This window comes from Micromonospora sp. CNZ309 (assembly GCF_002846525.1).
Window position 1 is genome coordinate 3,392,642 of the sequence record NZ_PJNG01000001.1, and the last position, 18,004, is coordinate 3,410,645.

The following is an 18,004-nucleotide window of genomic DNA, read 5'->3' on the forward strand; positions in this document are numbered from 1 at the left end:
CCGGATCCTATGCTCCCGACCGGCCGGTGAAGGCCGGCGCGGCAGGGTGCCCAAGTGGCTGGCCGTCGCCCTGGCCCGAGGCACGCCTGCCAGGGGGAACGGTTCCTGAGAAACGCCCTGGGTCAGCGACGGATCAGGAGGCTGCGGCGGGCTTCCTGGTGGGGTCGGCCGGGGTGTCGCCGTCAGTGGAGCGGCGGGTCAGGACCTGGGGGCCGGAGGCGGTGACGGCGACCGTGTGTTCGGAGTGGGCGGTGCGGGAGCCGTCGGCGGAGCGGATCGTCCAGCCGTCCCCGTCGAACTTGATCTTGTTGGTGGAGCGGCAGAACCAGGGCTCGATGGCGACGGTGAGGCCGGGTTGCAGTTTCATGCCACGGCCGGCGCGGCCGCTGTTGGCGACGTGCGGGGCCTCGTGCATGGTGCGCCCGATGCCGTGGCCGCCGAACTCGCCGTTGACGCTGTAGCCGTAGGAGTGGGCGACCGCGCCGATCGCGGCGGAGATGTCGCCGAGGCGGCCGCCGGGCTGGGCGGCGGCGATGCCGGCCTCCAGGGCGACCTCGGTGGCCTCGATCAGCTTCAGGTCGGCCGGGTCGGGGGTGCCGACGACGACGGAGAGCGCGGAGTCGGCGTTCCAGCCGTCGATGCCGACCGCCATGTCGATGCTGAGCAGGTCGCCGTCGCGCAGTACGTAGTCGTGCGGCAGGCCGTGCAGCACCGCGTCGTTGACCGACAGGCACAGCACGTTGCGGAACGGGCCCCGGCCGAACGACGGCGCGTAGTCCCAGTAGCAGGATTCGGCGCCGCGTTCGGCGATCCGGCGACGGGCGTGGTGTTCGAGGTCCATCAGGTTGACGCCAACAGCGGCGACACCGCCCAACTCGGCGAGCAACTCGCCGACGAACTGGCCGGCCACCGCCATCCGGCCGATCTCCTCGGCGGACTTGAGCTCGATCACGACAGCCTCCCCCTCCACGTACGGTATTTCTATACCGGTATTTTTATACCACGCCTGGTCGGGGCGTCCCGGAGGGATATCCTGCTGGCATGGTTCGCCAACCACTCACCGCCGAACAGATCGCCGCGGGCCAGCGCCTCGGAGGCGCCCTGCGGGCCGCGCGGGCCGGCCGCAGCCTCGTCGAGGTGGCACTGGCAGCCGGCATCTCCCCCGAGACCCTGCGCAAGATCGAGGCGGGCCGCCTCCCCGCACCGGCGTTCGGCACCGTGGTCGGCCTCAGCCAGGCCCTCGGCATTCCCCTCAGCGACCTGGCCGACGTCTGGCTGGCCGACACGCCCGTCCGGCAGGCGTCCTAGAGACGAGCCGGCCAGGCTCCTCAGCAGGAGATGTCGGCGCCTGCCGGCTGCCGAGCGAGCACGGGTGCGCTCACCATTCGGTGGCGATCGCCGCGATGGCGGCGTGCGGCCGATGAGTGCCATCGCTGGGCCGCCGTACGCGCTCGACCTCCGTGAAGCCGGCTCGCGCCAGTCGCTCGGCGACCTCGTCGACGGGCCACCGGTAGGCGGTCACGACCTTGTGGTCGAACGCGGCCACCTCGTCGCCGTCGAAGAAGCCGAGCACCAACGTCCCGGCCGGGGACATCGCCCGCCGGAAGTCGGCGAGCACGCCGTCGAGCTCCTGCGGCGGTACGTGGATCACCGAGTACCAGGCCAGGATGCCGGCGACCGAGTGGTCGACGACGTCGAGGTCGCGCATCGACCCGAGCTGGTACCGACCGTCCGGGTGGGCCGCCCGCGCGTGGGCGATGAACTCGGGGACGATGTCGATGCCCGTCGCGTCGACGCCCAGCGAACGCAGCCAGCCGGTGATGTGGCCGGGCCCGCAGCCCAGATCGAGCACCGGGCCGGGCCGGCCCGCCAGATGCCGGCCGATGAAGGCCAGGTCCCCGGGGTCCATCTGCTGACTCGTGCCGAACAGCTCGATGTAGAGCTCCGCGACCGCGCCGTACGCCAGACGAACCTGCTCGACGTTCACCGCACGACCATATGAGCTCTCGGGTGGAGAGAGGCAGGCTCGGCACCGGTGCCCGGGCCGCGCGTGGCTGTCAGCGGCTACCGTCACGACCATGACCGATCCGATCGAGCTGCGGCTCGACCGCGCGACCGCCCAGGACCTTCGAAACGCCCTCTACGACCTGGGCGAGCACCAGGCCGCAGGCAGAGCCATCCCACACATGGACACGGACATGTCCAACCGGCTCGGCGTACTCCTCCGAGACCTCGACATCCGGCTTGGCGGCTCCGGCCGGTTCGTCGCCTAGCCGCACGACACCGGCGCGGTCCCGGGGCCGGCGTGCCTGATGCTTGACGAATCCGTCCCAGTACATGCACGACAGTCAGCCTTGACTCCTCGGTGCGCAAACTCAGGCAGAGAGCGGACCATTGCCGCCAAGACGCCATGCACGAGGGGAAGGCCGCCCAACTCGCTGATCCCGACCCATGCGATGTCGTCATGCTCGTCAGGTGCACGGTTGGTCGGAGAGCCAACCCAGTCTCCGATGTGCCAGACGCCCACGTGAACGGCGTCCTCACCACTGCCGGTATGCAGGACGCCCAACCGTGAAGCGGACTCCGGCGCGATGTGAACACCGAGCTCCTCGTGCATCTCACGCGCGAGGGCTTGTAGTTCCGACTCACCCGCTTCGACCAGCCCCCCGGGCAGATCCCAGACATCCGGGAATACCCGTTTGGTCGGCCGACGGTGCACCAGCAGGACCGCGCCGTTCTCAACGAGTGCGCCCGTGACGACAACATGCATGACGGGAGTAGAGCAGAGGGATAGGACAAGCTCGCCAGCGCCGCGACAGGACAAGGGTGACTGCCCGACGAGGAGATCCGCTATCTACCCTTGGAGCCGTTGCGCCCAGTACACCTGCCCGTCCGGCCCTACGTGAACCAGGGCCAACAGCAGATCCGAAATCGCAACCGGGGCCGTGGGCACGTGGGCTTCCTCCCGTAGCGGCCCCTCCAGTTGCGGGAAGCGCGCGACGAATGTCAGCGGGGTTGCATGCCCATCGAAGACTGCCAGTCTGGAGCCGTAGCTCCACCAACTGTTCCCCTCTCTCACATAGCCTGCGCCTTGTAGCCAGGGATAGCGCTCGGCGATCTTGTTGTCGGTTCCGGCGCTCCCGAGGCTGACAGCCTCCTGCCGTGGCGACGACGCGCTGAAGTTTCCGGGCTTGAGGTTGGTCCGCTTGTCGATGAGGAAGATCGCGAAGTATCCGCCATCGAGTGGCCTGGGCGGGGTCTGCCAAGAAACCTGGCCGAGCACCAACTGGTCGCGTCCATTGGCCACCGGGGCGTTCACCTTCTCGCCTAGCGCGGCCTGAGCCTCTTCGTGGCTGACGAGGTGAAGTGAGGACTCGATGGCAAGCGCCTCCGGGCCGTATGGCGGGTGGTTGTGCCACCAGCGCCAGCCAGCGAAGGCCATTATCGCCAAGATGACCGCCGACACCAGCCCGGCCCTTCGCCACGTCATGCGCGTTAGTGAACCATGCCACCACCAGACGACCAGCCATCCGTGATCTTCTTCCAATTCGAAGGCCGGCATGGGCCATCCGTGGGCCAGTAGCCGTGGCGCGTGGCGGGCACGAGACGCAACCCGGCAGGGTGCCGGCCGCAGGCGTTTCGGGCATCACGGTCGGTTGAGCACGCTCTTTCAAACTGAAGCTCTGCCGTTCAAGATCAGGCCGTTTCCAGGCCGTCAGGCCGTCAGACACCGGCCGAAGTTGACCAATGACAACCATCGACAGCCGGACATAAAACCAGCTCAGAGCCTTGATCGAGGCTCTGAGCTGGTGGGCGACGGACGAGTCGACCTGTACGCCGGATTCTGTGACCGGCACGCGCCCCGAGGGGCTCGCGCCGGCGGCGGCCATCCATCTAGGCCTGCCGTTGCCGGCAGGCTCGAGCGGCCTACCCGCAGACATCGGGCGGGCCGCCCTCAAGCGTCTGCGCGGGCCGTCGTCCTGCTGGTCGACGGCCCTTTCTTGGCCTTGCTCCGGGTGGGGTTTACCGAGCCACCCCGGTCACCCGGGGTGCTGGTGGGCTCTTACCCCACCGTTTCACCCTTACCGTCCCCGATGGGGTCGGCGGTCTGTTTTCTGTGGCACTGTCCCGCGGGTCGCCCCGGGTTGCCGTTAGCAACCACCCTGCCCTGTGGAGTCCGGACGTTCCTCGGCGGCGGGCCAGGGCCCGCCGACGCGACCGCCCGGTCGACTCGTCCGTCGCGCACCCATCCTAACGACGCCACGGGCGCGTCTATTGCCACCCCGGGGCCCGCCGGCACCCGTCGCGCCGTGGGAGCGTACTAGCCTCTGGTGGCCATGGATTTCTCCGACGCCGCGCTGCTGCTCGCCGCCGGGCTCGCCGCGGGCACGGTCAACGCGGTGGCCGGCGGGGGGTCGCTCATCACCTTCCCGGCGATGATCGCCGTGGGCCTGCCGCCGGTGCCGGCCAACGTGAGCAATTCGGTCGCGGTCTTTCCGGGGTACGTGGCGAGCGTGGCGGGCAGCCGACAGGACCTGCCGCCCCGGCGGATGCTGGCCACGCTGGTGCCCACCACGATCGTCGGCACGATCGCTGGCGCCCTGCTGCTGCTGGCCACGCCGGCCCGGGCGTTCGAGTTGGTGGTGCCCTTCCTGGTGCTCGGGGCGACGGCGGTGCTGGCGTTCCAGGATCCGCTGCGCCGGCTGGTCGGGCATCCGCGCGACCTGCCGCCGCGCCGCCGTACGGTCACCGTGCAGGCCATGGTCGCAGTCGGCGCGGTGTACGGCGGCTACTTCGGCGCGGCGCTCGGGGTGATGCTGGTGGCGGGACTGGCCCTGGTGCTGGACGCGACGCTGGCGCGGGTGAGCGCGCTCAAGAACCTGCTCTCCGCCCTGGTCGGGCTGACGACGCTCGTGGTGTTCGCGCTGTTCGGGCCGGTGAACTGGGCGGCCGTCGCGGTGGTCGCGCCGGCGACGCTGGTCGGCGGGTACGCCGGTGCGCGGCTGGTGCGCCGGCTGCCGTCGGTGGTGCTCAAGGTGCTGATCGTGGTCTTCGGCACGTCGATCGGGCTCTACCTGCTCTGGCGCGCGCTGCGCTGAGCCACGGCGACAGGTGCCCGGCCGGGCACGCCCGGGCGGCTAGTGGTCGTGGAGCGTGAAGAAGAGCGTCCGGTGCTCGACGTCCAGGAAGGCGGTCCGCCACCGCGTGGCCGGGTTCGCCTCGTCGTACGCCCGGCTGTGCAGCCACCGGGGCGCGGCCGGCAGCCTGGGCGCGAGAGCGGGCCACGCGTCCGCCGGGCTGGTGAGGGGCGGCTGGTCCGGCTCGGCGGGCGCGTACGGCACGAAGCCGTACCGCTGCGCCAGCGTCCGCGCGTCCGCCGGACGTAGCCGGACCACACCCTGGTACGCCCAGTCCGTCGGGCCCGGCGCGCGGCTGCACGGGTCTCCCGACGCGCGCAACTGCCAGCGGATCTCCGGGTAGTCGCCGAGGTCCGGCAGGTCCTCGGGCGGGGCCCACCGGTCGGTGCGCACCTTCGCCTCTTCGGCGCGCACCGAGTCCCGGCACGCGGGCGTCTCGTCCGGGTCGTCGCTGACGGTCAGGATCGCGACCCCCGCGCACCCGACGACCACCAGCAGCAGCGCGGCGGAGCCGCCGAGGACGGCCACCAGCGCGCGTCTCGTCATGGTCGTCAGCGTACGAAGGGCGTCCACCCCCGCCGGGTCGCCCCCGGCCGCAGCGGGGCCGGGGGCGACGCGGTCCGGGAGGGGCTCAGGCGACCGGTTCCGGGGCGGCGTCGGCGTCGCGGCGCGGGCCGGGTACGACGCGCGGGTCGCCCTCGTCGGCGAAGTAGTCGTCCGACGTGGTGCCGTCGCCGCCGTCGCGCACCTTCGCCGCCCGCAGCACCACCGTGAGCAGCGCCGCGACCGCGAGGTTGACCAGCACGGCCACGATTCCGACGTAGATCGTCTTCGGGGTGTCGAAGCCGAAGTCGGCCAGCGGGAACGCGGAGCCGCCGAAGTGCTTGCGGCCGGTCGCGGCGTTCGGGATCTGGTAGAGCATCCACATGCCCAGCCCCATGCCCGCGATCCAGCCGCCGATCAGCGCGCCCCGGTGGAACCAGCGGGTGTAGAGGCCCAGGGCGACCGCCGGCAGCGTCTGGAGGATGATCACGCCGCCGATGAGCTGGAGGTCGATGGAGAACTGCGGGTCGAGGAAGACGATGCAGGCCACCGCGCCGACCTTCACCACCAGCGAGGTGATCTTGGAAACGTTCGCCTCCTGCGCGGGGCTGGCGTCCCGCTTCAGGTACTCCTTGTAGATGTTGCGGGTGAACAGGTTCGCCGCCGCGATCGACATGATCGCCGCCGGCACCAGCGCGCCGATGCCGATGGCCGCGTACGCGACGCCGGCGAACCAGTCGGGGAACTGCTGGTCGAACAGGACCGGCACCACCGTGTTGCTGTCCACGGTGCCCTCCTTCGACCCGGGCAGCGGCTTGACCCCGGCCGCGATGGCCATGAAGCCGAGCAGCGCGATGAGGCCGAGCAGCAGGCTGTACGCGGGCAGCGCCGACATGTTCCGCTTGATCACGTCGCGGTTCCGGCTGGCCAGCACCCCGGTGATGCTGTGCGGGTAGAGGAACAGCGCCAGCGCCGAGCCGAACGCCAGCGTGACGTACTGGAGCTGGTTGTTGGCGTTCAGCAGCACCCCGTCGTTGGGGTTCGGTGACGCCTCGAACTTCGCGTCCGCGGCGTCGAAGATCTCGCCCCAGCCACCCAGCTTGTACGGCAGGTAGAGCACCGCCACCAGGATCACGATGTAGATCAGCGTGTCCTTGACGAACGCGATCAGCGCCGGCGCGCGCAGCCCCGACTGGTACGTGTACGCGGCGAGGATGGCGAAGGCGACGATGATCGGCAGGTGCCGGGCCAGGGTGCTCTCGCCGGTCACCCCCATGGTCTTGAGCACCGCCTCGATGCCGACCAGTTGCAGCGCGATGTACGGCATCGTCGCCACGATGCCGGTGATCGCCACGAGCAGCGCCAGCACCGGCGAGTCGAACCGCTTGCGGACGAAGTCCGCCGGGGTGACGAAGCCGTGCCGGTGCGAGACCGACCAGAGCCGGCACAGCACCAGGAACACCAGCGGGTAGATGACGATGGTGTACGGGACGGCGAAGAAGCCGGCCGCGCCGGCACCGAACATCAGCGCCGGCACCGCCACGAAGGTGTACGCGGTGTAGAGGTCACCGCCGACCAGGAACCAGGTGATCCAGCCGCCGAAGTTGCGCCCGCCCAGCCCCCACTCGTCCAGGTGGGCCATGTCCTTCGGGGCCCGCCACCGGGCCGCCACGAACCCCATCGCGCTGACCAGCAGGAAGAGCACCGAGAAGACGATGATCTCGGTGAGGTGGTCCCGCCACATCAGCGGCCACCCGCATCCGTACCGGCCGGCTCCTCCGACGGGCCGCCGGCCCGCTTCTTCGTCATCTGGTACACCAGCGTGGTGGTGGCCACGCCGAGCAGGATGTAGGCGAGCTGGAGCCAGTAGAAGCGCGGAAAGCCGAGGAACCGGGGCGAGTCCGCGTTGAAGAAGACGGGGATCAGGGGCACCACGATGGGGATGAAGAGCAACCAGTTCCAGGGGCTGTGGTCCTTCGCCCGGGACCGCGCCGCGGTGGGCGCCTCCGGTTCGGGTGCGGCCATGGCGACAAACCTCCGCGTGTCGTAGATCGGCACTGATGACGGCCGGAGGCTACGACCCTGTGACGGGGGTCACGTTCGATGGGAGGAGGATGCTGCGCCGAACGGCGGACGGGATGCGCCGAACGGCCGCGCCGGGCGGCCGGACGGACGGCTCCGGGCTCAGATCGCGGCGAGGTGGGCGGTGTCGTTGACCGTACGGACGGCGACGCCGCCGTCGGGCCACGTGTCGAGCACCGAGATGCCGGCCGCGTCCAGAAAGAGCCGGTGCAGGAAGCCGTCACCGGCCGCGAGGGCGTCGCGCAGCACCAGCTTGATCGGCGAGACGTGCGAGACCACCACCACGGTCTCCCCGGGGTGCGCCCGGCACAGCCCGTCGACGGCGCGACGGCAGCGCTCGGCGACGTCGGCGAACGACTCGCCGCCCGGCGGGGCCACCCGGGTCGAGGCGAGCCACGCGTCCATCTCGCCCGGCCACTCCTGGCGGACCTCGGCGAAGGTGCGCCCCTCCCAGGCCCCGAAGTCGCACTCGATCAGGTCGTCCTCGCGGCGCACCGGCACCCCCCCGAGCGCACCGGCGATCGCCTCGGCGGTCGCCGTACACCGGGACAGGGGCGAGCTGACCACGGCCGCGACGGTCGGGGCCAGCCGGGCCACCCGGGCGGCGGTGGCCCGGACCTGGGCCCGGCCGCGCTCCGACAGCGGCACGTCGCCGCGGCCGGAGTAGCGGCGCTGCTCGGTGTACGCGGTCTCGCCGTGCCGCACCAGGACGAGCCGGGTGGCGGTGAAGCTCGGCCGCGGCTCCCAGGAGGCGGGCGCGGTGGCCGGGTCGGTGCCGGTGGTCGTGGCCGACGCGGCGCGGGCCGCCACCTCGCGGGCCCTCGCCCGGGCCGGCGAGTCGGGCGCGGCGACCTCACGCGGCGGCTCCACGACGCGCGGCGGCGCGACGGCGGCCCGGGCCGGCGCCTTGCCGGCGGCGGCGTCCATGGCGGCGTTCGCGAGGGCGTCGGCGTGCCGGTTGCGGTCGCGGGGGATCCACTGGTAGCGGACGGCGGCGAAGCGGCTCGCCAGCCCGGCGGCCTGCGCGGCGAGCGGGCGCAGCCCGGGGTGCTTGATCTGCCAGCGGCCGCACATCTGCTCGACCACCAGCTTCGAGTCCATCCTGGCCTCGACCTCGGCGGCGCCCAGCTCGGCGGCGGCCTCCAGCCCGGCGATCAGCCCCCGGTACTCGGCGACGTTGTTGGTGGCGACGCCGATCGACTCGCTCCGCTCGGCCAGCACCTCACCGGTGTCCTGGTCGCGGACCACCGCGCCGTAGCCGGCCGGGCCGGGGTTGCCCCGGGACCCGCCGTCGGCCTCGACGACGACCACGCGCGGCGCCACGGGCTAGAGACCGGACTCGTTGGTGCGGACCATGATCCGCCGGCAGTCCTCGCACCGGACGACCTCGTCCGGGTCGGTCTTGCGGATGCGGGCCACGTCGGCGCCGGACAGCTCCAGGCGGCAGCCGCCGCAGCGCCCGGCGGTCAGCAGCGCCGCGCCGAGCCCGGTGTCCTCGCGGATCTTGTCGTACAGCCCCAGCAGGTCGGCCGGGAGGTCGGCAGCGAGCGGCTGGCGGGCGCCGCGCTTGAACTCCTCCTCCTTGGCGATCTCGGCCAGGCTCTCGTCGCGGCGCCGCTCGGCGTCGTCGCGCTTCTCCCGGACCTCGGCGAGCCGCTTCTCCACGCCGTCCAGCACGCCCTGGGCCGTCTCCCGCTGCTCCATCAGCTCCAGCTCGGCGTCCTCCAGGTCGCCCTGGCGGCGGTTGAGCGAGACCAGCTCGTGCTGGAGGGCCTCCAGCTCGCGGGCCGGGCCGGTGCCGGCGGCCAGCCGGGCCTCGTTCTTGGCCTTGCGGGCCCGCACCTGGTCGACGTCCTTCTCCATGCGGGCGATGTCCCGGTCCAGGTCGTCGACCGCCACCTGGGCGCGGACCCGCTCGTCCTCCAGCGCGGACAGCTCCCGGGCCAGCCCGTCCAGCTCGGCCCGCTCGGGCAGCGCGCGGCGGCGGTGGGCGAGCTGGGCGAGGGAGGTGTCGATGGCCTGGAGGTCGAGCAGGCGGCGCTGGACCTTGGGGTCAGCCTTCACGGTCGGGGCTCCTTGTCGTCCACCGCGGGTGGGGCGGCGTGTACGGTCCACGGGTCGGTGGCCAGGTCGGACACCAGCGTCTCGACACCCGTCGCCTCCCGGAGGAGAGCGGCCAGGTCGTCCAGCCACGGTCGTTCCGTCGCCCAGTGGGCGGCGTCGAGCAGGGCCGGGCCGTCGGCGGCCAGGTGCTCGCCGGCCGGGTGGTGACGCAGGTCTGCGGTGAGGTAGGCGTCCACCCCGGCCGCGGTCGCGTCGGCGAGGAAGCCGTCCCCCGCGCCGCCGCTGACCGCGAGGGTACGAACCATACGCCCGGGATCCCCGGCGGCGCGAACTCCCCAGGCGGTGGCGGGCAGCACGGCGGCGGCGTGCCGGGTCAGCTCCGCGAGCGTCATCGGCTCCGGCAGCTCGCCGATGCGGCCGATCCCCCGGCCGTCGCCGTGCGCGGGCGAGCCGGGTGCGGGACGGTGCAGCGGGCGCAGCCCGGTCAGCCCGAACCGGGCGGCGAGGGCGTCGGAGACGCCCGGGGCGGCCACGTCGGCGTTGGTGTGCGCGACGTAGAGCGCCACGTCGGACTTGATGAGCCGGTGGACGATGCGGCCCTTGTAGGTCGTGGGGGCCACCGAGGAGACACCGCGCAGCAGCAGCGGATGGTGGGCGACGATCATGTCGACGCCGGCGTCGAGCGCCTCGGCGACCGTCTCCGGCACCACGTCGACCACGCAGAGGACGCGGCGTACCGGGGCGCACGGCTCGCCGAGCACCAGCCCGACGCGGTCCCAGTCCTCGGCCCAGGCCGGCGGATAGCGCCGCTCCAGCTCGGCGACGACGTCGGCGACGGTCGGCGGGGCTGCGTTGGTGCTCACGGCGGGCCAGCTTACCGGCGCGGGACGTGGCCGGGGCCCTCGCCCACCGACGCGACGGCGTGTCCCGCCGTTCCCCGGGCGCGCCGGAGGGTCCCGTGCTGACGCCGTGCGGCGACCCGGGACCCTCCGGCGCGTCAGGCGACGGGGCAGAGCCGTTCCCGTACGGCCGCCAGGCCCAGGGCCCACGGGAAGGCGGCCACGTGCCGTTCGCCGGTGCCGGGCGGGTGCAACGGGATGACGTGCTCGCCGAACAGCACCGTCACCCCCCACTCGGCGAGCCGGGCGATGCCGGCCTGGAAGGCCGGGTGGGCCGCCATCGCCACGTTCGTGTACGGCACCGCCACCACCGGCACGCCCATGCCCTGCGCCTCCACCAGCAGCCCGAGGGCCAGTGTGTCGGTGATGCCGGCCGCCCACTTGTTGACGGTGTTGACCGTCGCCGGGCAGACGATCATCGCGTCCGCCTGCGGCAGCACGTCGAGGTCGCCCGGGTTCTTGTAGTGGGTGCGGACCGGATGGCCGGTCTGCCGGGCCAGCGCGGCCCGGTCGACGAACTTGGCGCCGTCCGGCGTGGTGACCACGCAGACGTCCCAGCCGTCCTGGTGGGCCAGCTCGACGAGCCGGCCGACGTGGCGGGCCAGCGGCGAACCGCAGGCGATGACGTAGAGCACCTCGCGGCGCTCGCTGCTCGGGTGCGGGCCGGTCATCAGGCCGGCTCCGCGCTCATACCCCTACTCCCATGTGCTCAGCCAACTCCGCAATCGGAGAAGGCGGCGCACCACGTGTGCGACGCAGGATGTCCGACATCACCTCGTGGGCGATCGGCCGGCACCGGATCTCGGACGGGGCGAGGCGGTCGCCGCGCAGCAGCATCTCGCCGGCGTTGGCCACGTCGCCGACGTGGGCGAAGCCCCGGGCGATGTCGAGCAGGTGGTGGGCCCGGCGCTCCGGCAGCAGCGCGTTGAACGCCGGCTCCTGGATCCGGTTCCGGTGCACCTCCACCGCCCGGCCGCCGTCGCCCAGCTCGACCGCCGCCGCGGCCCGGTGCAGCTCCACGTTGGTCGGCCCGAACGAGGTCCAGTAGTGGTTGTGGTCGCCGCCGAGCAGGGTGGCCGCCTCCTGCGCGCCGTTGATCAGGTCGTCGACGGTGGCACAGTCGCCGATCCTGGCGGCGGCCATCGCCCCCTGGAGCAGCAGCATCCCGTACACCGACAGCAGGGCCGGGGACGCCTCGTTGCCGCCGCCGGGGGCGAGCCGGTTGGCGATGGTGACGTTCAGTTCGAGGGCGGGCCGGGGCCGGCCCATGGCCACCAGCGCGTTGCAGACCCGGGTGGTGGCGATGCCGGCCAGCAGCGGGTCGTCGGCGCGCTGGGCGACCGCCATCGAGCGGTCGGCGGCCAGCCAGGCCAGCTCGCACTCGCCCAGCTTGCGCAGCACCGACGAGGCGATCTGGTAGACCTGCCCGAGCAGGTGGGCCGCCTCGCGGGCCGGGTCGCCGGCGTGACCGGCGTCGGCGGCCTGGGCGTCGCGCAGCAGCTTCGGCAGCGCCCGGGTGAGCATCCCGTACCGGCCGTACTGGTAGGTGAGCCAGGCGTGGTTGACGGCCTTGCGCATGTCGCCCAGGGGCGGCGGGTACGGGGCGGCGTCGAAGTACGCGCTCATCGAGTCGTACCGCTCCAGGGCCGCCCGGATCTCCTGCACCTCCACCTGGTCGATGCAGTTCAGCGCGTCCGTACGCCGCTCCGGGTCCTTGCCGAGCAGCAGCTGCACGTCGACCTGGAGGATGTCGGCGATCTCGTAGAGGACGGAGAACTTGTCCAGCCGGCGCACCCCGCGCTCGACCTTGTCCACCCAACTCTTCGACTTGCCCAGGCGGTCCGCGAAGACCTGCTGCGACATCTTGCGCCGCCCCCGCCAGTAGGCCACCCGCCGCCCGATGGGTAATTCGTCCATCTACCCGTGCCTCCCCTTGTGCCTGCTCGAGCGGGCGTGCCGGCCGGTCGCCCGGCGCGGCGATCCGTACGCCTCAGGTTTCGCTGGTCGCACAGCGTGTGCGTCAGCCATACAGCCAGTCCTCGTAGTTTTCGTGCAAGTTGCATCAGCCGTTCGTCAGCTCAACGATCGCGGGTTACGGCAGTGACGGTGCTCGACATGCGACCTGGGCACCGGCCGGGGTCCGGCGAGGGGAGATGGCACATGTGGGGAAATGTCGCGCCGCGCGTCGTTCAATTGTCCCCGTTGGAGCGGGTGCGGCTGCGGCGGGTGGCCGTGCGGTACGCCCTGCACGGCTGGGACGTCACCCCCGGCGCCTGCCTGGCCCGCAGCCGCTTCGTGTGCGGGCGGGCCGGCTGCCCCACGGTCGGCTGCCATCCCGCGCTGGAGAACTGGGAGCACGCGGCCAGCGCCGACCCGGCGCGCGTCGCGACCTGGTGGCGCACCCGGCCCCACGGCGTGCTGCTGCCCACCGGGCGGGCATTCGACGTGCTGGAGGTGCCCACGCACCTCGGCCGGCACGTGCTGGACGCGGTCCGCACGCACCCGGCCGGCGTCGGCGTACGCGGGCCGGTGCTGGTGACCCCGACCGGCCGCTGGATGTTCCTGGTCCGCCCCGGCGACCCGCTGCGCCCCGAACTCGACCACTGCTTCCACGTGGTCCGGCACGGCCCGGGGTCGTGGATCCCCGCCCCGCCGACCCGGCTGCCGGAGGGCACCGTGCGCTGGGCGGTCGCGCCCGAACAGGCCCGCTGGCAGTTGCCCGACTCCTACCTGGTGCAGAACGCGCTGATCGAGGCCCTGCGGGCCACCGGCGTCACGGTCACCTCCGACCTGATCCCCGGGCACCTGCCGCTGCCGCGCCGGGGCATGTGACGGCGGCTCGACAGCGACGCCGGAGGGTCGGCGCTCGTTGGGTACGGCGACGGCGCACCCGCGCCGGGAGCGGGGGTTACATGTCCACCGACGACACCGCGCGCCAGCCGGACGGCACGGAGCCGCCACCACGGCACCACCGGCCGCACCGCCGCTGGCCGGTCACCCGGCCCGCCGGCTCCCGACCGGGCCGCCCCCGGCCCCTCGGCTCCCGACCCGCCACCACCCGCCCCTTCCGCTGACCCTCAGTCGGCCAGGGGCAGGGCGGTGGAGTGCAGCAGCCGCGCGTCGTCGGTGACGACCGCGTGCTGGTGGCCGGGCAGGCCCTCCAGCCAGCCCACGCCGGCCGGACCCATCGCGACGGCCGCGGTGGCGTACGCGTCGGCCAGCCCGAGATCCGACCCGACCACGGTGACCGAGCGCAGCCCCCGGGCCGGCACGCCCCGGCGCGGGTCGAGCACGTGGTGGCCGCGCTCGTACACGCCGGACGTGGCCACGGCCAGGTCGGTGCCGGTCAGCACGAGGCAGGTGGACATCGCGTCCCAGGGGTGCCGCACGCCGATCCGCCACGGTCGCCCGGTGTGGGAGCGGCCGCGTACCCGCACGTCGCCGCCGGCGTTCAGGCAGTGGTTCGCCGCCCCGGCCGCGAGCAGCCGGTCCGAGGCGACCTGCACCGCCCAGCCCTTGACGTAGCCGGACGGGTCGAGCCGCCCGGCGGCGTACGCGTCGAAGAAGCCGTCGGTGACCTTCCACAGCTCGGCGCAGCGCGCCAGCACGTCCCGCAGGTCGGCGCCGGCCGTGGAGAGCGGCAGCTCGCCCCGGTCGAGGCGGCACACCTCGCTGTCGGCCCGGTACGTGCTGAACCGGGCGTCGACCTCGCGCAGCCAGGCGAACGCGTCCCCGGCCAGCCCGTCCAACTCGGCGACGGGCAGGTCGTCGGCGAGGTCGAGGCTGATGGCGGTGCCCATGACCTGTTCGACCCGGCGCAGCCCCGGCCTGGTCGCCGGTGGACACCCGCCCGGCCCGCGCCACCCCGCCGCCGACACCGGCACGTCAGTTCGCCCGGTCGATCGCGGCCTGCAACGACTGCCGGTACGAGGTGCTGGTGGCGGTCGCCCCGGAGACGGTGTCCACGTCGGCGCTCTGCCGCTGCACCACCAGCCCCGAGGTGCCGCTGTAGCGGCCGTCGACCTGCTCGCTGCGCTGGTCGGACTGGGCGGTCTCCTCGGGCAGTTCCAGGGCCACCACGTCGACGATCCGCGTCCCGCGCAGGGTGATCTGCACCTGGACGTTGCCGTACTCGTTCTCCACAACCGGCCCCGTGACGGTGCGGGTGGTCGGCGCGGGCGGCGGCTTGGTGGTGGTGCGCGGCGCGGAGGGCGCCCGGGTGGTGGCGCTGGGCCGGCTCGCCGGGGGTCGGGTGGCGGTGCGGCCGGGCCGGGGGGACGCGCCGGTGCGGCTGGGCGACGGCGCGGCGGAGACCTCGCCGTCGGTCGGGGTCGGGCCCGCCGGCGCGGGCACCACCGGCGGAGGCGCCGCCGACAGGTCCTGGGCGACCGGGCTGGTGCCCGGCGAGCCCTTCAGCACCACCATGGCGGTGGTGCCGGCCGCCAGGCCGGTGATGGCGAGCAGGGCGCGACGCATGGCAGCCTTCCTACAGCTCGAACGTGGCGAGGTGGATCTGCCGGCGGGGCACGCCGACCTCGCGGAGCACCCGCAGCGACTGCTCGACCAGGCCGGGCGGCCCGCAGAGGTAGACGTCGCGCCGGGCGACGTCCGGCACCAGCCGGCGCAGCCCGTCCGGGCTCATCACCTGGCGGGGGCCGGGGTCGTCGCGGGAACCGACGACGTACCAGATCGCGGTGTCCCGGGCCTCGGCGAGCCAGTCCAACTCGCGGTGCAGCAGCACGTCGGCCGGCGTACGGGCGCGGTAGATCAGCGCGGCGCCGGGCGGCAACTCCTCCAGCATCGCCCGGATCGGGGTGATCCCGCTGCCGCCGGCGATCAGCAGGGCCCGCTCGCGGGTGCGGTGGGCGGCGGTGAAGGTGCCCGACGGGCCCTCCGCCCAGACCCGGGTGCCCGGTTCGAGATCGCGCAGGTCGGCGGTGTGCCTGCCGACCACCTTGACGGTGAGCCGCAGCCAGCGGTCGTTGGCGGCGGCGGAGACCGAGAACGGGTGCGCCTGCCACCAGCAGCCCCGGGCGAGGAAGCGCCAGCGGAAGAACTGCCCGCCCAGCAGCTCGAGCCGCTCCAGCCGCTCCCCCGTCAGGTAGATCGAGATCGTGTCCGGGCTCTCGGCGACCACGTCGGCGACCCGCAGCCGGTGCCGCAGGTTGAACGCCAGCGGCGCGAGCACCCGGCCCCAGAGCAGGGCGGCGAGCACCAGCGCGTACATCGCGATCCAACCGGTGCGCACCGGACCGGGCCGGAACAGCTGCGCGCCGTTGCTGAACTGGTGGGCGAAGCCGAGCAGCAGCACCGCGTAGCTCGACAGGTGCAGGGCGTGCCACAGCTCGTAGGGCAGCGCGGTCCGGATCGCCCGCACGCTGGTGAGGCCGACCAGCACCAGGATCCCGGCGGCGGCGAACGCGGAGACCATGTCCTCGTGGTCGCGCAGCAGCACGCCGGCCTCGGTGAGCACCGGGTTGTCCTCCAGGTCGGCGTAGCCGACGAGGATCAGCGACGCGTGCGCGAGCACGGCGACCAGCAGGGTGGCCCCGACGTCGCGGTGCCAGCGGGCGATGCGTTCGCCGCCGGCCCACCGCTCCAGGATCGGCAGCCGGCTCATCATCAGCACCTGCACGAGCAGCAGGTAGCCGGCGACCAGTCCGGTGATCCGGCCGGCGGCGGTGAGGGTGGCGGCCGTCGTGCGCAGCGATCCGGGCGGGGTGTCCAGCCACCAGGGCAGCACGCTGGCGAGCAGGCCGACGACGAGCAACGCGGCCAGCAGCCGCCGGCCGCCGGGTCCGCGGCGCGGCGGCACCAGCGGGCGTACGTCCGCAGCCGGCCGGCCGCCGCGCCGGGACGGGGTCGTCCCGGTGCGGCGGCCGGCGGCGTGGGTGCGCGGGTACGTCACGCGTACAGCTTCATCGGGCGGTACTTCTGCCGGGGGAAGATCTTGTCCACCTCCGCGTTGGTGAGCCCGAAGCGGCCCTGCGCGACGGCCCCGTAGACGTTGAACATGTTGTTGTACTCGGGCACGTCGCCGGAGTCCAGGTCGTCCAGGCCGTTCCAGGTGCCCAGCAGCGAGCCGGCGAGCTTGCGGCCGGAGAGCACGGTGACCACGCCGCCGTGGCCGTGGTCGGTGCCGCCGCCGTTGGAGGCGACCCGCCGGCCGAACTCGCTGGAGACCATGATGGTCACGTCGGCCGACTTCTCCCCGAGGTCGGTGAAGAACGCCGCCATGGCGCTGGCCAGCTCGTTGAGCCGCCGGTGCAGCTGACCGCCGTCGCGGGTGCCCTGGTTCTCGTGGGTGTCGTAGCCGCCCATCCCGACGGTGGCGACCCGGACGTTCGCCCCGCCCTTGATGAGCTGGGCGAGCTGCTGGAACGCGTTGCCGACGCCCTTGTACTCGACGCCCTCGGCCGCCTGGTACGGCTTCGCGGCGAGGCGCTGCGCGGTGGCCAGCGCCCCGAGGCCGTCCTGCACCGCCTCCTGCACGGGGTGGTTGATCCCGGTGAAGAGCCCCTTGATCGCCTTCTCGGTCGCGGCCCGGTACCGGTCGTCGCCGTTGAGCCGCAGCGAGCCGACGTTGTTGAGGGAGAGCGCGCCGTTGTTGCCGACCAGGGAGCGCGGCAGGGTGCTGCCGATGCCGACGCTGCGGAACGCGGTGCCCGTGCCGAGCGCGTCGACCAGGCTGTCCAGCCAGCCCCGGCCGCCGGTCTCGCCGGGCAGGCCGCCGAGGTTGCAGGCGTCCGCGGCCTGGAAGTGGCTGCGCGAGAGCCGCTCGTCGGAGACCGCCGGGACGAAGCCGAGGTTGCCGCTCTTCAGCCACTTCTCCAGTGGCTTGAACGCGCTGGTCAGCTTGAAGCCGCGCCCCACCGCCAGGGAGTCGTCGCCGAGCAGCAGGTCGGGGCGGGCCTTGGCGAGCACCGGGTCGTCCGCCGGGGCGACCAGGCTGAGCCCGTCCAGCCCGCCGTAGAGGAAGACGTGGATCAGGGTGCCGGTCTTGGTGGCGGCGAACGAGGCCGAGGTGGTGACGAACTGGGCGGTCGCGAGGGCGGTGGCGGTGGCGGCGGCGCCGGCCACGAACGTCCGCCGGGTCACGCCGCGACCGTCCTGCTGGGCCTCCTCCAGGTCCTCCAGCCGCCGGTAGCGGTCGGCCTCGGCGGCGTTCTCGGCGGCGACGATGTCGGCCTCGGCCCGCAGCAGCGCCTCGGCCGGGTCGTCGGCCAGCCGCCGCAGGTCGGGGCATTCGGGGTGCAGGGGGAACGTGTGCACAGTCTT

At 73.1% G+C, this 18,004-nt stretch carries 21 protein-coding genes and 1 other RNA gene; 5 read left to right on the forward strand and 17 right to left on the reverse strand.

Going from position 1 to position 18,004, the window contains the following annotated elements:
* Positions 1 to 133 precede the first annotated feature (133 nt).
* The gene (map, locus tag CLT72_RS13730; protein WP_101412116.1) at positions 134 to 952 is read right to left on the reverse strand and encodes a type I methionyl aminopeptidase; all 819 of its coding nucleotides are present in this window, start codon (positions 950 to 952) and stop codon (positions 134 to 136) included.
* 89 nt (positions 953 to 1,041) lie between these two features.
* Here map and CLT72_RS13735 point away from each other — a divergent pair, with 89 nt between their 5' ends.
* Entirely contained in the window at positions 1,042 to 1,308 is a 267-nt protein-coding gene (locus CLT72_RS13735; protein ID WP_088999094.1) for a helix-turn-helix domain-containing protein, read from the forward strand.
* A 70-nt stretch (positions 1,309 to 1,378) separates the two neighbouring features.
* On the opposite strand, the gene CLT72_RS13740 is transcribed toward CLT72_RS13735, so the two are convergent.
* Positions 1,379 to 1,987, reverse strand: a complete 609-nt coding sequence (locus tag CLT72_RS13740; protein WP_199184568.1) for a class I SAM-dependent methyltransferase — start codon at positions 1,985 to 1,987, stop codon at positions 1,379 to 1,381.
* Positions 1,988 to 2,078: 91 nt separating this feature from the next.
* Between CLT72_RS13740 and CLT72_RS13745 the strand changes: the two genes are divergently transcribed.
* Positions 2,079 to 2,273 carry a hypothetical protein gene (locus CLT72_RS13745; RefSeq protein ID WP_101412120.1) on the forward strand — a complete coding sequence of 65 codons (195 nt, stop codon included), beginning with the start codon at positions 2,079 to 2,081 and terminating at the stop codon, positions 2,271 to 2,273.
* Here CLT72_RS13745 and CLT72_RS13750 read toward each other — a convergent pair.
* From CLT72_RS13750 to rnpB, 3 genes are all read right to left on the reverse strand, one after another.
* Positions 2,270 to 2,770, reverse strand: a complete 501-nt coding sequence (locus CLT72_RS13750) for an NUDIX domain-containing protein (RefSeq protein WP_101412122.1) — start codon at positions 2,768 to 2,770, stop codon at positions 2,270 to 2,272. The genes CLT72_RS13745 and CLT72_RS13750 overlap by 4 nt on opposite strands.
* Before the next feature lie 84 nt (positions 2,771 to 2,854).
* A complete protein-coding gene (locus CLT72_RS13755) occupies positions 2,855 to 3,562 on the reverse strand; it encodes a hypothetical protein (RefSeq protein ID WP_350821171.1) in 708 nt (235 codons plus the stop codon).
* A gap of 255 nt (positions 3,563 to 3,817) precedes the next feature.
* Positions 3,818 to 4,234, reverse strand: an RNA gene (gene rnpB / locus CLT72_RS13760) — RNase P RNA component class A.
* 103 nt (positions 4,235 to 4,337) lie between these two features.
* Between rnpB and CLT72_RS13765 the strand changes: the two genes are divergently transcribed.
* On the forward strand, positions 4,338 to 5,099 hold the full coding sequence (locus tag CLT72_RS13765; protein ID WP_101412124.1) for a sulfite exporter TauE/SafE family protein: 762 nt from the start codon (positions 4,338 to 4,340) through the stop codon (positions 5,097 to 5,099).
* A gap of 39 nt (positions 5,100 to 5,138) precedes the next feature.
* Here the strand turns inward: CLT72_RS13765 and CLT72_RS13770 are convergent, their stop codons facing one another.
* The 8 genes from CLT72_RS13770 to CLT72_RS13805 form a co-directional block, all read right to left on the reverse strand.
* Complete coding sequence (locus CLT72_RS13770) at positions 5,139 to 5,684, reverse strand: hypothetical protein (protein ID WP_101412126.1); 546 nt, start codon at positions 5,682 to 5,684, stop codon at positions 5,139 to 5,141.
* Between the two features lie 85 nt (positions 5,685 to 5,769).
* Complete coding sequence (gene mctP / locus CLT72_RS13775) at positions 5,770 to 7,425, reverse strand: monocarboxylate uptake permease MctP (RefSeq protein WP_101412128.1); 1,656 nt, start codon at positions 7,423 to 7,425, stop codon at positions 5,770 to 5,772.
* Positions 7,425 to 7,706, reverse strand: a complete 282-nt coding sequence (locus tag CLT72_RS13780) for a DUF3311 domain-containing protein (RefSeq protein WP_101412130.1) — start codon at positions 7,704 to 7,706, stop codon at positions 7,425 to 7,427. Before CLT72_RS13780 ends, mctP begins: the two co-directional genes overlap by 1 nt.
* A gap of 159 nt (positions 7,707 to 7,865) precedes the next feature.
* Positions 7,866 to 9,086 carry a bifunctional RNase H/acid phosphatase gene (locus CLT72_RS13785; RefSeq protein WP_101412132.1) on the reverse strand — a complete coding sequence of 407 codons (1,221 nt, stop codon included), beginning with the start codon at positions 9,084 to 9,086 and terminating at the stop codon, positions 7,866 to 7,868.
* Between the two features lie 3 nt (positions 9,087 to 9,089).
* Positions 9,090 to 9,827, reverse strand: a complete 738-nt coding sequence (locus CLT72_RS13790; protein WP_101412134.1) for a zinc ribbon domain-containing protein — start codon at positions 9,825 to 9,827, stop codon at positions 9,090 to 9,092.
* Complete coding sequence (locus CLT72_RS13795) at positions 9,824 to 10,690, reverse strand: Nif3-like dinuclear metal center hexameric protein (RefSeq protein WP_101412136.1); 867 nt, start codon at positions 10,688 to 10,690, stop codon at positions 9,824 to 9,826. Before CLT72_RS13795 ends, CLT72_RS13790 begins: the two co-directional genes overlap by 4 nt.
* Before the next feature lie 134 nt (positions 10,691 to 10,824).
* The gene (locus CLT72_RS13800) at positions 10,825 to 11,397 is read right to left on the reverse strand and encodes a flavoprotein (RefSeq protein ID WP_101412138.1); all 573 of its coding nucleotides are present in this window, start codon (positions 11,395 to 11,397) and stop codon (positions 10,825 to 10,827) included.
* Positions 11,398 to 11,413: 16 nt separating this feature from the next.
* Positions 11,414 to 12,643: a helix-turn-helix domain-containing protein gene (locus CLT72_RS13805; RefSeq protein WP_101412140.1), complete on the reverse strand. Its 1,230-nt coding sequence runs from the start codon at positions 12,641 to 12,643 to the stop codon at positions 11,414 to 11,416.
* Between the two features lie 243 nt (positions 12,644 to 12,886).
* Here CLT72_RS13805 and CLT72_RS13810 point away from each other — a divergent pair, with 243 nt between their 5' ends.
* Together CLT72_RS13810 and CLT72_RS31935 are read left to right on the forward strand one after the other, a co-directional pair.
* Positions 12,887 to 13,558 (forward strand): bifunctional DNA primase/polymerase, encoded by a 672-nt coding sequence (locus CLT72_RS13810; RefSeq protein ID WP_101412142.1) that lies wholly within the window; start codon positions 12,887 to 12,889, stop codon positions 13,556 to 13,558.
* Positions 13,559 to 13,638: 80 nt separating this feature from the next.
* Complete coding sequence (locus CLT72_RS31935; protein WP_157747050.1) at positions 13,639 to 13,800, forward strand: hypothetical protein; 162 nt, start codon at positions 13,639 to 13,641, stop codon at positions 13,798 to 13,800.
* A gap of 3 nt (positions 13,801 to 13,803) precedes the next feature.
* On the opposite strand, the gene CLT72_RS13815 is transcribed toward CLT72_RS31935, so the two are convergent.
* From CLT72_RS13815 to CLT72_RS13830, 4 genes are all read right to left on the reverse strand, one after another.
* Positions 13,804 to 14,526, reverse strand: coding sequence for an FAD:protein FMN transferase (locus tag CLT72_RS13815; RefSeq protein WP_101412144.1), 723 nt, complete (start codon positions 14,524 to 14,526; stop codon positions 13,804 to 13,806).
* An 85-nt stretch (positions 14,527 to 14,611) separates the two neighbouring features.
* Complete coding sequence (locus CLT72_RS13820; protein WP_101412146.1) at positions 14,612 to 15,202, reverse strand: FMN-binding protein; 591 nt, start codon at positions 15,200 to 15,202, stop codon at positions 14,612 to 14,614.
* A 10-nt stretch (positions 15,203 to 15,212) separates the two neighbouring features.
* The gene (locus CLT72_RS13825) at positions 15,213 to 16,634 is read right to left on the reverse strand and encodes a ferredoxin reductase family protein (RefSeq protein ID WP_101412148.1); all 1,422 of its coding nucleotides are present in this window, start codon (positions 16,632 to 16,634) and stop codon (positions 15,213 to 15,215) included.
* A complete protein-coding gene (locus CLT72_RS13830) occupies positions 16,631 to 17,998 on the reverse strand; it encodes a DUF1501 domain-containing protein (RefSeq protein ID WP_250100959.1) in 1,368 nt (455 codons plus the stop codon). Before CLT72_RS13830 ends, CLT72_RS13825 begins: the two co-directional genes overlap by 4 nt.
* Positions 17,999 to 18,004: the final 6 nt, after the last annotated feature.